Annotated in this window: 11 protein-coding genes and 1 pseudogene; 6 read left to right on the forward strand and 6 right to left on the reverse strand. The window is 58.3% G+C overall.

The window, feature by feature from the left end; translation table 11 throughout:
* Position 1: 1 nt before the first annotated feature.
* The 6 genes from ACR3FC_RS05150 (at position 2) to pdeM (ending at position 6,597) form a co-directional block, all read left to right on the forward strand.
* Entirely contained in the window at positions 2–586 is a 585-nt protein-coding gene (locus ACR3FC_RS05150; protein WP_480473716.1) for a tetratricopeptide repeat protein, read from the forward strand.
* 30 nt (positions 587–616) lie between these two features.
* Positions 617–1,468, forward strand: a complete 852-nt coding sequence (locus tag ACR3FC_RS05155; protein ID WP_480473717.1) for a tetratricopeptide repeat protein — start codon at positions 617–619, stop codon at positions 1,466–1,468.
* 3 nt (positions 1,469–1,471) lie between these two features.
* A complete protein-coding gene (locus ACR3FC_RS05160; RefSeq protein WP_480473718.1) occupies positions 1,472–2,017 on the forward strand; it encodes a prepilin peptidase in 546 nt (181 codons plus the stop codon).
* Positions 2,018–2,134: 117 nt separating this feature from the next.
* A complete protein-coding gene (locus ACR3FC_RS05165; protein ID WP_480473719.1) occupies positions 2,135–3,442 on the forward strand; it encodes an ATPase in 1,308 nt (435 codons plus the stop codon).
* A 40-nt stretch (positions 3,443–3,482) separates the two neighbouring features.
* Positions 3,483–5,894: a ligase-associated DNA damage response DEXH box helicase gene (locus ACR3FC_RS05170; RefSeq protein ID WP_480473720.1), complete on the forward strand. Its 2,412-nt coding sequence runs from the start codon at positions 3,483–3,485 to the stop codon at positions 5,892–5,894.
* Between the two features lie 40 nt (positions 5,895–5,934).
* The gene (pdeM, locus tag ACR3FC_RS05175) at positions 5,935–6,597 is read left to right on the forward strand and encodes a ligase-associated DNA damage response endonuclease PdeM (protein WP_480473721.1); all 663 of its coding nucleotides are present in this window, start codon (positions 5,935–5,937) and stop codon (positions 6,595–6,597) included.
* A 2-nt stretch (positions 6,598–6,599) separates the two neighbouring features.
* Here the strand turns inward: pdeM and ACR3FC_RS05180 are convergent, their stop codons facing one another.
* The 6 genes and pseudogenes from ACR3FC_RS05180 to ftsH form a co-directional block, all read right to left on the reverse strand.
* Positions 6,600–7,193 carry a LytTR family DNA-binding domain-containing protein gene (locus tag ACR3FC_RS05180; protein WP_480473722.1) on the reverse strand — a complete coding sequence of 198 codons (594 nt, stop codon included), beginning with the start codon at positions 7,191–7,193 and terminating at the stop codon, positions 6,600–6,602.
* Between the two features lie 372 nt (positions 7,194–7,565).
* Positions 7,566–8,456, reverse strand: a complete 891-nt coding sequence (gene folD, locus ACR3FC_RS05185; RefSeq protein ID WP_480473723.1) for a bifunctional methylenetetrahydrofolate dehydrogenase/methenyltetrahydrofolate cyclohydrolase FolD — start codon at positions 8,454–8,456, stop codon at positions 7,566–7,568.
* A 51-nt stretch (positions 8,457–8,507) separates the two neighbouring features.
* Entirely contained in the window at positions 8,508–8,813 is a 306-nt protein-coding gene (locus ACR3FC_RS05190; protein WP_480473724.1) for a chorismate mutase, read from the reverse strand.
* Between the two features lie 55 nt (positions 8,814–8,868).
* A pseudogene (locus ACR3FC_RS05195) lies at positions 8,869–10,544 on the reverse strand (formate--tetrahydrofolate ligase).
* A 144-nt stretch (positions 10,545–10,688) separates the two neighbouring features.
* A complete protein-coding gene (locus tag ACR3FC_RS05200; protein WP_480473725.1) occupies positions 10,689–11,285 on the reverse strand; it encodes an MOSC domain-containing protein in 597 nt (198 codons plus the stop codon).
* Positions 11,286–11,384: 99 nt separating this feature from the next.
* The gene (ftsH, locus tag ACR3FC_RS05205) at positions 11,385–13,301 is read right to left on the reverse strand and encodes an ATP-dependent zinc metalloprotease FtsH (RefSeq protein WP_480473726.1); all 1,917 of its coding nucleotides are present in this window, start codon (positions 13,299–13,301) and stop codon (positions 11,385–11,387) included.
* Between the last annotated feature and the right edge of the window lie 20 nt (positions 13,302–13,321).

Raw genomic sequence — 13,321 nt, forward strand, 5'->3', positions numbered from 1 at the left:
TATGAAAGCTGAATTCTGGTGCTTCCCGTCCGGGTTCCGCCGAATACTTAAGGCCACCGTGGTTTGCACCATGGTGGCTTCTTGCACAGAGGGCCTCTCGCCGAACGGCCTGGATGCGCCGGGAGTTGATCCCAGGGGACAAGCAGAAGACAATATCGAGGTCGGAAACCGGCTGATGGCTGCCGGTGAATACGAACTCGCGCTTGATACTTTTACCCGCGCCGCCCTGGACCAGGGTATGACGACACAGGTCTTGACCTCTCTGGGTACGGCCAATCTTGGGTTGCGGCGTTTAGGGCAGGCCGAGAAATTGCTGCGCCGTGCCGTGGAAGGCGATCCGGATTGGCCTGTTGCATGGAATAATCTGGGCGTTCTGCTGATGGAGAAACAGGAGTACCCCGAAGCGGCGCAGGTCTTTCAACGGGCTTACGCGCTGGACAATGGCGAAAGTGACGCAATCCGCGACAATCTGCGCTTAGCACTCGCAAAAATGGAAAATCCTGTTAATAATATCCCGCAAGAACAACAAGAATATACACTGGAGCAGCTTGGCGACGGGCAATTCGCGCTACGCAAGATTCAGTAATCGAGGCAAGAGCAGTAAAGGACGCAAAAAATGCGCCAGCAATTCTTGATTCCGGCTGTTGTTTTCAGCGGTCTGATCCTTTCGGCCTGTGCAAAGGAATCCGAAGAGGAAAAAGTGGAACGGACGTTTCAGGAAGTGAACGTTATTGACGAAACCAACCTGAACGATGTGTTGTTGAGTGCCGCCGACCCGAATGAGGCAGTGACCTATTTTCACGGTGCCGCACTCAAGAACCCTGATCGCATCGATCTTCAGCGCGGGTTGGCAATATCCCTGGGACGCGCAAAACGCACCACCGAAGCGGCAGCAGCGTGGAAGCGCGTGACGACAATGAAGGGTACGAACGCCGCAGACAAGGTCGAGTACGCCGATGCGCTGGTGCGAAATGGCGACTGGTCTCAGGCCAAAACCGTTCTGGATACGGTTCCCCCAACGTTCGAAACCTTTAAACGCTATCGCCTTGAGGCGGTGGTCGCGGATTCCCGGAAAGAGTGGAAGCGGGCTGATCATTTCTATGAAACGGCCGTTGGGCTGACCACCCGTCCGGGCAGCGTAATGAACAATTGGGGGTATTCGAAACTGACCCGTGGCCAGTATGCCGAGGCCGAACGCCTGTTCACCGACGCAGTCCGCCAGGACAGCTCTTTGTTCACTGCCAAGAATAATCTGGTGCTGGCCCGGTCAGCGCAGGGCAACTATAGCCTTCCAGTGGTGCCGATGACCCAGGTTGAACGGGCGCTACTGCTGAATACGATGGGTATTTCCGCGGTCAAGCAGGGCGATGTAGAAACCGCGAAAAACCTGTTCCGCGAGGCCATTGCCACCCATCCGCAACATTTCGATGAAGCGGTCCGCTCGCTTCGTGCGCTTGAAGAGGCCTGACACATGCAAATCCCCGCTGCGGCGGCGGCATGGTTCCTGCCCTTCGTGCTGCCGATCTGCTTTTACGTGGCCTTCACGGATATGCGTGAGATGCGGATCAAAAACCATGCAGTTGTTGCGCTGGCGTTGATTTTTGTCGTGGTCGGGCTGGTTGCCATCCCGCCCTGGTCCACCGGCGCGGTCAGCGGTCATCTGTTGCTGATCAATGTGTCGATGCCGATCTATTTCTGGCACCTTCTGCATATCCCCGTGGTGTTGATTTTCGGCATTCTTCTGAACGCGTCAGGGGCAATGGGCGCGGGCGACGCTAAGTTTCTTGCCGCGTCCGCGCCATTTGTCTGGCTTGGCGATCTAAAGCTGGTACTGCTTATTCTGACCGCCTGTATTCTGGCCGCCGTGGTCACGCATCGTTTGGCGAAAATCACAAGGTTGCGCACCATTGCGCCACATTGGGAAAGCTGGGATCGGGGCAAACAGTTCCCCATGGGGTTCGCACTGGGTGGCTCGCTGGCCATGTATCTGATTCTGGGTACTGTTCTCGGTTCGTAAACTATCATCAGCGCGCCTTGCCGCTGCCTTTGTCCCGCCACAAAGCTGGGTCATTTTTCCTTCAAGTCGCCCTTATTCGGGCAGTTGGCGTTACAATTTGACGAACGAGCACCGCGCATGAATATGCAGACTTCCTCTGTTATGGCCCCCCCTACCCCGAAGGGGTTAAGCGAAATGAAGCTTCCGCTGGTGATGATGCGGGATATCTTGCTTAAGACCATATTCCGCAAGAACACCAGCACCGTGTCAGAAGTTTCTGCGGCCATATGTCTGCCTGGCGCTGTGACCCAGGAACTGATCGACATCGCACGCGAGCAGAAGCTGCTTGAGGCAATGGGGACGCTGAACGCCAACAGCGGCAACGAGATGGGATATCAGCTGACTGATGCCGGCAAGGCCCGCGCTCTGGATGCCCTCAGCCAGTCCGAGTATTTCGGTGCGATGCCCGTTCCGCTGGATGTCTATCGCGAGCAAGTCAAACGTCAATCGATCCGCAACATTCAGGTCACGCGCGACCAGTTGACCAACGCCATGGGCCATCTGGTTCTGCCCGACAGCCTGCTGGATCATCTAGGCCCGGCAGTCAGCGCAGGCCGGTCGATCCTGATGTATGGTCCGCCGGGCAACGGTAAATCGTCCATCTCGAACGGCATTCGCGATGCGCTGGGGGACAATGTCTATGTGCCCTACGCCATCGAATATGCGGGGCAGGTGATCACGGTCTACGACCCGATCGTGCACACCGCGATCGAGCAGGAAGCCGACGACCCGAACAGCCTGCGCCGCCGCAAACGGTTCGACTCACGCTATGTACAGTGTGAACGCCCGACCGTTGTCACCGGCGGTGAACTGTCGCTTAGTATGCTGGACCTGGTTTATAACCCTACCGCGCGAACCTATCAGGCACCGCTGCAGCTGAAATCCACGGGCGGCATCTTTATCGTGGACGACCTTGGCCGTCAGGCCGAACCGCCGCAGGCGCTGGTCAACCGCTGGATTGTTCCACTGGAAGAGAACAAGGATATCCTTGGCCTGCAATCGGGTGAGAAATTCGAAGTTCCGTTTGATACGCTGGTCATCTTCTCGACCAACTTCCACCCGAACGAGATATTTGACCAGGCGGCCCTGCGCCGAATCTTCTTCAAGATCAAGATCGACGGCCCGAATCAGGAAAACTTCCTGAAGATTTTCGCCATGGTTGCGCGCAAACGCGGGATGCCGCTGGATGAGGCGGCGCTGGTGCACCTGCTGAAGGTCAAATACCCGACCATCAACAACATCTACGCCAACTATCAACCGATCTTTCTGATCGACCAGATGATCTCGATCTGCGAGTTCGAAGGCATCCCCTATCAGATGAGCCCCGAACTGATCGACCGGGCCTGGGCCAACATGTTCGTCAAAGACGAGAAAATCGTCAAATAACGCCGTGCCATTACCACTCTGGGGCGGGTAGTCTGCGTTCATGACGCAGATTCCCGCACGGATTGCCGCGTGGTTTTCCACCAAAGGCTGGTCCATCCACCCGCATCAGCAAGAGATGTTCGACCGCGCATTCAGCCCGGCGACACTGCTGATTGCGCCCACCGGTGGCGGCAAAACCATGGCCGGGTTTCTGCCGTCGCTGGCTGAACTTGCGGATGCTGGCCACAATGGATTGCACACGATCTATGTCTCGCCGCTCAAGGCGCTGGCCGCCGACATCAAACGCAATCTGCGCACCCCGGTGGATGAGATCGGCCTGCCTGTCAGGATCGAGGATCGAACCGGTGACACCTCAGCCACGCAGAAGAAACGCCAAAGGGCTGATCCACCGCATATCCTGTTGACCACGCCGGAAAGTCTGGCGTTGCTGAACTCGTACGAGGATGCCCCGCGTATGTTTGAAGGTGTGCAGCGGATCATCGTCGATGAAATCCACGCACTGGCTGAAAGCAAGCGCGGGGATCAGCTGATGCTGGCGCTGGCACGTCTGCAACGCCTCAATCCCGATCTGCGCCGCGTCGGGTTGTCGGCGACGGTGGAAGATCCTGTTGCGATTGCCCGCTTTCTGGCTTGCCACCCTGACCCCTGCCAGATTGTACAGGCCGACCCCGGCCCGGACCCGGATATCCGAATGCTGGAAACGTCGCAAATGCCGCCCTGGTCTGGCGGTGGCGCGGCTTATGCTATTCCAGCCGTGCTGGAGCAGATCAAGCAGCACAAGACCACATTGATCTTTCACAATACGCGCGCCCAGGCCGAGATATTCTTTCACAATCTGTGGCTGGCCAATGATGACGGTCTGCCCATCGGTATCCATCACGGCAGTCTGGACCGGCAGCAGCGCGAGCGGGTCGAGGCGGCGATGGTCCGGGGTGACTTGCGCGCCATCGTCTGCACCGGTTCGCTGGATCTGGGCATCGACTGGGGGGATGTCGATCTGGTGATCCAGATCGGCGCGCCCAAGAACGTCAAACGGCTGGTGCAAAGGATAGGACGGGCCAACCATCGCTATAACGCACCTTCCAAAGCCCTTTTGGTGCCTGCAAATCGCTTCGAAGTGGTCGAATGCGTCGCCGCGCTAGAGGCCGCCAAAGCCCATGAGCTGGATGGAGAGCCCCGCGGCCGAGGCCCGCGCGATGTTTTGTGCCAGCATATCCTGATTGCCGCCTGCGCCGGGCCGTTTAACGCTGATGATCTTTATGCCGAGATGACATCCGCCGGGCCTTACGCTCAGCTGAAGCGGGCCGAGTTTGACGCTTGCCTGAATTTCTGTGCTACCGGCGGCTATGCTCTGCGAGCCTATGATCGCTGGCAAAGGCTGCAACACGGCGCCGACGGGCACTGGCAACTGCGCGACCCGCGCGCCGCATCGCGAATTCGTATGAACCTGGGCACTATTCAGGACACGGATACGCTCAAGGTTCGTCTGAAACGCAACCGGGGCGGCAAGCCACTGGGAGAAGTAGAAGAAGCATTCGCTGCCTCGCTGACGCCCGGCGACACCTTCCTGATCGGTGGGCAAATCGTGCGGTATGAGGGACTGCGCGAGATGGTGGTCGAAGTCACGCGGCGCGCAGACCGAAAGCCAAAGATTGCGACCTTTTCGGGCACGAAATTCGCAACCTCCACGCAGCTCAGCGACCGCATCCTGAACATGTTTGCCCAACAGGGCTGGCCACAGCTTCCCCCTCATACGGCTGAATGGTTGGATTTGCAGCGCCAGATGTCCCGCCTGCCCCAGCGTGATCGTCTGCTGATCGAGAGCTTTCCCAGCGATGGGCGTGAACATCTGTGCGTCTACGGATTTGCTGGTCGCAACGCGCAACAAACACTGGGCCTGCTGCTGACCAAACGGATGGAGGAAACCGGACTGTCCCCGCTGGGGTTTGTCGCCACGGACTATGCCACGCTGATCTGGGGTCTGGACGCGGTTACCGATCCCCGCCCGTTGCTTCAACCCGATGCGCTGCGCGACGGACTGGACACCTGGCTGGCAGGTAACGCCGTTATGAAGCGCACGTTTCGTGCATCGGCCACCATTGCGGGTCTGATCGAACGCAACATGGCAGGGCAACGCAAAAGCGGGCGGCAGGCTACGTTTTCGTCAGATATCCTGTATGACACCTTGCTGAAATACGATCCCGATCACCTATTGATGCAGATCACCCGCGAAGAAGCCATGCGTGGGCTTGTCGATTTCGGTCGGATCGAAACAATGCTTGCCCGAATTGGAGACAGGATTGATCTGGTGCGGCTCGAGCGTGTCTCGCCCCTGTCAGCGCCACTGTTTCTGGAGGTTGGCAAAGTGCCGGTGAAAGGCAGTGCCGAAGAAAGGCTTCTGGCGGAAGAAAGCGCGCGGCTGCTGCAAGCGGCGGGGTTGGAACAGCTTTGATCTGCTTGCGCCAGGCCCTGAAACAGGCCAAGAACGTATCATGAACGAACTTGAGTTTCCCTTTGCGGGTCAGCGCCTGTGTGCTTTGCCGTCCGGTGCGCTTTGGTGGCCAGACGAAAGCTTGCTGTGCGTGTCGGACTTGCATCTGGGTAAATCCGAGCGCGTCGCGCGGCGTGGTGGGCCTTCGCTTCCGCCTTATGACAGCCGTGAAACGCTGGACCGCCTGAAAGATGACCTGGGACAAACGAACGCCAAAACCATTGTATGTCTGGGCGACAGCTTCGATGATCTTGAGGCTGCCCGGGCGCTGCCAAAATCAGAAATGCTAAGGATCGCGACCTTACAGTCCGGACGTCAGTGGATCTGGATTGAGGGGAACCACGATCCCGGTCCTATTGAGCTGGGGGGGACCCATCTGTTCGAATGGCACCGTGGCCCGCTTGTTTTCCGTCATATCGCGCAGGATCCCGCGCGAGGAGAAGTTTCCGGCCATTACCATCCAAAAGTCCGGATCAGGGTCAAGGGACGTCATATTTCACGCCCCGCTTTTCTGCTGAATGATCATCGCATTATACTTCCGGCCTACGGCGCTTTTACCGGGGGGCTTCGCAGCTCTGATCAAGTGCTGTCGGCACTGATGGGATCGCAGGCGATGGCGATCCTCACAGGTCCGCGTCCATACATGTTGCCAATGCCGCAATAGGTTCAGATCAGGCCATCCATTTCCAGCATCGGTTTGTATTTCCGGCTGACCGGAACCAGATCACCATTGATCAATTTCAGATAGGTTTTACTGCCTTCCCTTTCGACACTTACAATGGATGCGTCGGTGACCCAATGCGAACGGTGCGAGCAATGACCCGGGACAGGCTCCATTTCGGCAATCGCATCTGTGAAACGCGACCGGAGCGTGAAGGTGCCTTCTGAGGTGACAACATCCACGTTGTGATCCCGAACGGTCAAGCGATAGATCTGCCCGTTGAATCTGGGTGGCAAGCGTTTGACAAGTCGTGGTTTTTCAAGATCAGATTCAGTAATTGCCGCGGCATTCAGATCGTTGCGCTGTACAAGCATCAAGCCTGTCGCGAACAAAGCGCCATAAACCACAATCCTCTCGGCGTCCGGCGCCATATATCCACCACAGGTGAAAAGAACCCAGGCCAACATCCAAAGTGAAGGCGTGAACAATGCCAAGGTCAAAGAAACAAATGCCAGATCCCTCGCCGGAACATTCAGGAAAACGGGGTTCTTCCGCATCAGCTTTCTGGCAAGCCCGGTAACCGTCAAAGCAAGGACCATCACTCCCGCCCAGAATACAAGCCGCAGTCCAAATGACAGGTCAGAATCAAGGAAGGGTGGAAACGCATATGCAAGTAAAGGAAGAAAGACCAAACCCGCTACCACACGTTGCGGTGAAAATGCCTTCAGGATTATACTTATTTTAGACGTCATACCGCTTTTGTGCATGAATTAGCATAGCTCACCCCGAATGTGTCAAACACAATAGTGCCTTCACCTGTAACCAGCTGGGATTACAGGGATATCACGATTTGTTCGGCTGTCAAACCCATTCAGGGCGCTTTGCCCATGCAGTCAGGGGGCGATTTGGCTGGAGCTTTGCCTGCCAAAAAAGGGGGCCGGTCCGAAGGGTCCGATCCGGCCCCGCGTGTATCAGGCGGTCAGGCCTTCTGGTTCGGGGAGTTTGTTTGCGCGGCAGCAGGCGGTGAGGGTGTTGGCCAGCAGGCAGGCGATGGTCATGGGGCCGACGCCGCCGGGGACCGGGGTGATGGCGCCGGCGCGTTCGGCAGCGCTGGCATAGTCGACGTCGCCGACCAGCTTGGTCTTGCCATCCCGCTCGATGCGGTTGATGCCCACGTCGATCACGGTGGCGCCTTCCTTGATCCAGTCGCCGGGCACCATCTCGGGGCGGCCGACAGCGGCCACGACGATATCGGCGCGGCGCACCACATCCGGCAGGTCCCTGGTGCGCGAATGCGCGATGGTCACGGTGCAGCTGTCCCCCAGCAGCAGCTGCGCCATCGGCTTGCCCACGATGTTCGAGCGACCGATGACAACTGCATCCATGCCCGACAGCGACCCGTGGTGATCGCGCAGCATCATTAGGCAACCCAGCGGGGTGCAGGGCACCATCGATTTTTGACCGGTGCCCAGCAGGCCCACATTCGAAATGTGGAAGCCGTCCACATCCTTGGCCGGATCGATCGAGTTGATCACCAGATCCTCGTTCAGGTGTTTTGGCAGCGGCAGCTGTACCAGAATGCCATGCACCGCTGGTTCAGTGTTCAGTTTGTCGATCAGCGCCAGAAGGTCCGCCTCGGAGGTATCCACATCGAGCTTGTGCTCATACGAGTTCATGCCAACCTCGACGGTCATCTTGCCTTTCGAGCGGACGTAGACCTGGCTGGCCGGATCCTCTCCCACCAGAACCACGGCCAGGCCGGGGGTGATGCCGTTTTCCTCTTTCAGCTTTGCAACCTGATCGGCCACCTGCGCGCGCACTTTGGCGGCAAAGGCCTTCCCGTCGATAACCTGCGCTACCATCCTTTGGTCCCTTCTTTCAAAACCCAAACGGGCGCAAAACGCGCCCGGTCTTTACTCGGGGCCGAGCACGCGTTCCTCACGTGCAATCGACCAGTCAATCAGAATGCGCCAGAGCGTTTCGGACAAATCGGGGTCCATCCCCGCGGCCTGCGAACTGGCGCGCACCTTTTGCACCACATCCTCGACCCGGTCCGGGATGCGGGCGGGCAGGCCCTCGCCCGGCTTCAGCTCAGACGCGCGGTCGATATAGCTTGCGCGCCTCACCAGCATCCCGATCAGCTGGCGGTCCAGCCTGTCGATCTGAACCCGCAGATCCCGCATCGAATGGCAGTCCTGCGGCGGTGTCAGAGTGGGCATCATCGTCTCCTCATGGCCCGGGGGTCCCGGACCACGAGATGTCTTATTCAGCGGCTTAGAACAAGCCCTCGATCTCACCTGCGTCATTGAGGCAGATGGTTTCCGCGGCCGGTTTGCGGGGCAGGCCCGGCATGGTCATGATCTCACCGCAGACAACCACGATAAAGCCCGCACCCGCGCTCAGGCGGACCTCACGCACCGGGACCGAATGGCCGGTGGGCGCGCCCGCAGGCTCGGGTCGGTCGAGAAGCTGTACTGGGTTTTCGCCATGCAGACCGGCAGGTTGCCATACCCCGCTGCTTCCCATTCTTTCAGCTGCGTGCGGATCTTGTTGTCGGCCAGAACCTCGTCGGCGCGGTAGATGCGCTTGGCGATGGTTTCGATCTTCTCAAACAGCGGCATCTCGTCGGGGTAGATCGGCGCGAAGTTCGCAGAGCCCCCTTCGACGATTTCCACAACTTTGCGGGCCAGATCAGCAGACCCTTCCGAGCCCAGTTCCCAGTGGCGCGACAGAATCGCCTCGACCCCGTGAGAGGCGCAATAATCCTTCACCGCCTGAACCTCGGCATCGGTGTCGGTGACAAAGTGGTTGATGGCGACAACAACCGGCACACCGAACGACTTCACGTTCTCGATGTGACGGCCCAGGTTGGCGCAGCCCGCCTTGACCGCGGCGACGTTTTCCGCGCCCAGATCGGCCTTGGCGACACCGCCATTCATCTTCATCGCCCGCACGGTGGCAACCAGAACCACGGCAGAGGGCGCAATGCCCGCCTTGCGGCACTTGATGTTCATGAACTTCTCGGCACCCAGATCGGCGCCAAAGCCCGCCTCTGTCACCACATAGTCAGCCACTTTCAGCGCGGTCTTGGTGGCAATGACCGAGTTGCAGCCATGCGCGATGTTGGCAAACGGGCCACCGTGGACAAAGGCCGGGTTGTTTTCCAGCGTCTGCACCAGGTTCGGCTGCATTGCGTCTTTCAGCAGAACGGTCATCGCCCCTTCGGCCTTGATGTCGCGGCAATAGACCGGCGTCTTGTCGCGGCGATAAGCCACGATGATATCACCCAGACGCTTTTCCAGGTCCTTCAGGTCGTTTGACAGGCACAGGATCGCCATGACCTCGGACGCCACTGTGATGTCAAAACCTGTTTCGCGCGGGAACCCGTTCGACACGCCGCCCAGGCTGGCAGTGATCTGGCGCAGGGCGCGGTCGTTCATGTCGACCACACGACGCCATGCGACCCGGCGGGTGTCGATCTCGCATTCATTGCCCCAGTAGATGTGGTTGTCGATCATCGCCGACAGCAGCGAATGGGCCGAGGTGATCGCGTGGAAATCGCCGGTGAAGTGCAGGTTCATCTCTTCCATCGGAACAACCTGCGCATAGCCGCCCCCTGCAGCGCCGCCCTTCATCCCAAAGTTCGGACCCAGCGAGGCCTCGCGGATACAGATCATCGCATTCTTGCCGATCCGGTTCAGACCGTCACCCAGACCAACCGTCGTGGTCGTCTTGCCCTCACCCGCAGGCGTCGGGTTGATCGCCGTCACCAGCACCAGCTTGCCGTCTTCACGACCCTGCACCGAGTTGATGAACTCCTGGCTCACCTTCGCCTTGTCATGCCCATACGGCAACAGATCATCACTGGATATTCCAAGCTTCGCGCCGATCTCCTGGATCGGCTTCTTATTCGCTTCACGCGCAATTTCGATGTCGGATTTATAGCTCATTGGCCGGGGTCCTTGATTGAATACCGTGCAAAACCGACGTCTAACGTCGGCGCTACGCATTCCATACCCTTGTGTACAATCTGATTAGCCATGGATTCCGACATTCTGGCGTCGCGAAGCGTCGTCAGGTCACTTCATCGGTAACTAATCGGAAACCTGCATATTTTCAGGGCTCCAGGCAGGCTGGTCCGGAACAAAGAGCTTGAGGTGATCGCCCAGTTGAATGCGCCCGGGACGTTCGATCCATCCCGTGACACCCCGGCGCCCGACGGCAGCGGGTTTGAACCCTGCACCATACCCCTGATGATCCGCTTCGATTTCGCGTCCGGGCAATACGCAGGGTGCGTTTTCCATATCCACAGTGATCGTCAGCCCGTTGACCGCCTGAAGGCGCGAGGACGGCGGAATGTGCGAGAAATCCGGAACACCTTTCAGCACTATGGATACGCCCAGATAAGACGGGTCAAGCTGGTCCAGCCCCATGTTCTGCGCGATCTGCTGCAACTCTTCCAAGGACAGCACCGAAAGTTGACGAACATTGCGGATTTCAGTGCCCTTGGGATAGAGGTTCGAGACCCGAACACAGGACGCACGGTTCAGACCTTCGTGCCGTTCGCCTTTCGCGCCCTCAAACCCAAGATCCAGCAACTCCACGGGCTTGGCACGAAGTGATCCGCCGGCAGGAACAAGGCCCAGCCAAACGACTTCGGCTGCAAATTCGGTTTCCCGCAAAAACGGCATATGCGCTTCCCTACCCATTGGTGTCTGCCAGCGCATAATGCCCAGTAACGCTCTGATGGAAAGAGAAAAAACCCGGGTCAGAGCCCGGGTTCTTGCTGGTTATGCTGTCGGTTCAGGTTCCATCCCGCCCTCAGGCGGTGATTTCTTAGCCTTGGTCTTGGGGATGGCTGTGACGCTGGGCGCACTGCCCTCGTCCGACTTGTCGTTCCGGTCATCGCTGTCGCCGGGCGATTCCCCGTTCATGACGCGTTTAATTTCGTCACCGGTCAGCGTTTCGTATTCCAGCAAACCTTGGGCCAGACGTTCCCATTCTTCGTTATGATCGGTCAGAATCTTGTGCGCCTTTTCGTAACCTTGCTGGATCAGGCGCTTTACCTCTTCTTCAATCAGTTCCTTGGTATGAGCCGATACCGAGAAACCGGCAGTATTGCCCTGGTATCCCTCATGGGCCTCGGCATAGTCGATATTGCCGACCTTGTCCGACATTCCCCAGCGCATCACCATGGCACGTGCCAGTTGGCTGGCCTGCATGATGTCCCCGGCAGGCCCGTTCGACACGTGATCTTCGCCATACTTGATGACCTCGGCCGCCTTACCTGCCATGGTCATCGCCAGCTTTTGTTCGCACTCATCCCGGTGATAGTTCAGGCGATCCATTTCCGGCAGCGAAACGACCATACCCAGCGCGCCGCCGCGCGGTATGATGGTCGCCTTGTAGACTGGATCGCACATGGGCAGAGACAGACCAACAACAGCATGACCCGCTTCGTGATAGGCTGTTTTTTCCTTCTGATCCTGAGTCAGCACCATCGAGCGGCGCTCGGCCCCCATCATCACCTTGTCCTTGGCGTTTTCAAAATCTTCCATGGTGACAAAGCGACGACCCACGCGTGCGGCCATCAACGCGGCCTCGTTCACGAGGTTGGCCAGATCCGCACCCGAGAAGCCGGGCGTACCGCGCGCGATGATGCGCAGATCGACATCGGGGCCCAGCGGCGTCTTGCGTGCGTGAACGCCCAGAATTTTCTCGCGGCCCTTGATGTCCGGGTTGCCGACTGTGACCTGACGGTCGAACCGGCCCGGTCGCAGCAGCGCAGGGTCCAGAACATCCTTGCGGTTTGTCGCCGCCAGAATGATTACACCTTCGTTGGCCTCAAACCCGTCCATTTCGACCAGCAACTGGTTGAGCGTTTGTTCCCGCTCGTCGTTGCCGCCACCATACCCGGCGCCGCGATGACGACCCACAGCGTCAATTTCATCGATAAACACGATACAGGGCGCGTTCTTTTTCGCCTGCTCGAACATGTCACGCACGCGGGACGCACCCACACCAACGAACATTTCGACAAAATCCGAACCCGAGATGGTGAAGAACGGCACGCCCGCCTCACCCGCAATGGCACGGGCCAGAAGCGTCTTACCGGTACCCGGAGGGCCAACCAGCAGCGCGCCCTTGGGGATCTTGCCACCAAGGCGGCTGAACTTCTGCGGGTTTCGCAGGAATTCGACAATCTCTTCCAGCTCTTCCTTGGCCTCGTCGATACCGGCAACATCGTCAAAGGTCACGCGGCCATGCTTTTCGGTCAGCATCTTGGCCTTGGACTTGCCAAAGCCCATCGCGCCACCTTTGCCGCCGCCTTGCATCCGATTCATGAAATAGACCCAGACACCGATCAGCAGCAGGAAAGGCAGCAGCGTGATCAGGAACGACTGAAAGCCTGATTGCTGTTGTTTTACGGCCTGAACGGGGATGTTTTCTTCGATCAGAAGCTTGGTCACTTCGGCGTCGCCGGGTTTGATCGTGACATAGCTGGCACCGCTTTGCAGGGTATAGCGAATCTGCTCACCATCCAGGGTCACATTCTTGACTTCACCGCTTTGGACGGCACCGACAAAGTCGGAATAGGTTTTCTCGTTGTTCTGAAGCGTTCCGCCCGGTCCACTGAACAGATTGAACAGTGCAAGGATGAGCAGGAACAAAACGACCCAAAACGCGATATTGCGAGCGTTGCCCAAGGAAATTCTCCTAAAAGTTC

Source organism: Ruegeria sp. AF3, from assembly GCF_056536285.1.

Coding starts and splice junctions, on each gene's coding strand:
- ACR3FC_RS05150 (WP_480473716.1), top strand. CDS start 2: ATGAAAGCTGAATTCTGGTGCTTCCCGTCCGGGTTCCGCCGAATACTT.
- ACR3FC_RS05155 (WP_480473717.1), top strand. CDS start 617: ATGCGCCAGCAATTCTTGATTCCGGCTGTTGTTTTCAGCGGTCTGATC.
- ACR3FC_RS05160 (WP_480473718.1), top strand. CDS start 1,472: ATGCAAATCCCCGCTGCGGCGGCGGCATGGTTCCTGCCCTTCGTGCTG.
- ACR3FC_RS05165 (WP_480473719.1), top strand. CDS start 2,135: ATGAATATGCAGACTTCCTCTGTTATGGCCCCCCCTACCCCGAAGGGG.
- ACR3FC_RS05170 (WP_480473720.1), top strand. CDS start 3,483: ATGACGCAGATTCCCGCACGGATTGCCGCGTGGTTTTCCACCAAAGGC.
- pdeM (WP_480473721.1), top strand. CDS start 5,935: ATGAACGAACTTGAGTTTCCCTTTGCGGGTCAGCGCCTGTGTGCTTTG.
- ACR3FC_RS05180 (WP_480473722.1), bottom strand. CDS start 7,193: ATGGTCCTTGCTTTGACGGTTACCGGGCTTGCCAGAAAGCTGATGCGG.
- folD (WP_480473723.1), bottom strand. CDS start 8,456: ATGGTAGCGCAGGTTATCGACGGGAAGGCCTTTGCCGCCAAAGTGCGC.
- ACR3FC_RS05190 (WP_480473724.1), bottom strand. CDS start 8,813: ATGCCCACTCTGACACCGCCGCAGGACTGCCATTCGATGCGGGATCTG.
- ACR3FC_RS05200 (WP_480473725.1), bottom strand. CDS start 11,285: ATGCCGTTTTTGCGGGAAACCGAATTTGCAGCCGAAGTCGTTTGGCTG.